Here is a 771-nt window from a genome sequence, read left to right on the forward strand (position 1 = left end):
GAACCGAATTCCATTGTGCTAGAATAGATTTAGTACCGAACTAGCTTCGGACTTACACGGTTCTCGTGACACCCTCGGCGCGTACTGCCGACGATGTCGCGCAGGAGGTCTACGCGTTGCTGATCACCTACCAGGCGTTGCGGACCGCGATCGCCGATACCGCGCTGGCCACACCGGGCATGGTCGCGGACCGGGGCAGTTTCACCGTCGCTTTGCAGACCGCCCGCGACCAGCTCGTCCATGCGGCCGGGTCATCACCGGCGCGACTGTCGATATCGTCGGTGTGATCGGGCGGGCCGTGCGCGCTGACCTGCTCCCACATCGCCGGCCCCGCAGCAGCCTTCGCGTGGTCAAACGGGCAATCTCCAAACACCGCGCCAAGGGGGTGATCGACCGGACCATCTACCAAACCCACATCAGCGTGCGCGTGCTACCCGGTTGACAACCCGGCAGCACACCAAACTGAGCGGCCTTGGGTCTAGCCCGGGCTGCGGTGCACGCCGGCTACCGCACCTATGTCACCACCGCCGCCGATTTGGCGGCCCGCTGCCACCGCGCCGCCATCGAGGGCCGGTGGGCCACCACCATGCGGTTCTACGCCGGACCAGCGCTGCTGGTGATCGACGAACTGGGCTATCTGCCATTACCGGCAGAGGCGGCTTCAGCATTGTTTCAAGTTGTGTCGCAACGATATTTGAAGACCTCGATCGCGATCACCACCAACCGCGGCGTCGGATCCTGGGGCGAGATCCTCGGCGATAACACTGTCGC

The 771-nt window shown here is 64.2% G+C and carries 1 protein-coding gene and 1 pseudogene; both read left to right on the forward strand.

Going from position 1 to position 771, the window contains the following annotated elements; genetic code table 11:
• Positions 1–65 precede the first annotated feature (65 nt).
• A complete protein-coding gene (locus A5789_RS38515) occupies positions 66–287 on the forward strand; it encodes a hypothetical protein (RefSeq protein ID WP_064903081.1) in 222 nt (73 codons plus the stop codon).
• A 182-nt stretch (positions 288–469) separates the two neighbouring features.
• Positions 470–771 (forward strand): annotated as a pseudogene (locus tag A5789_RS38520) (ATP-binding protein); the annotation flags it as partial.

The organism is Nocardia sp. 852002-51101_SCH5132738 (genome assembly GCF_001665695.1).
Taxonomy (GTDB): domain Bacteria; phylum Actinomycetota; class Actinomycetes; order Mycobacteriales; family Mycobacteriaceae; genus Nocardia; species Nocardia nova.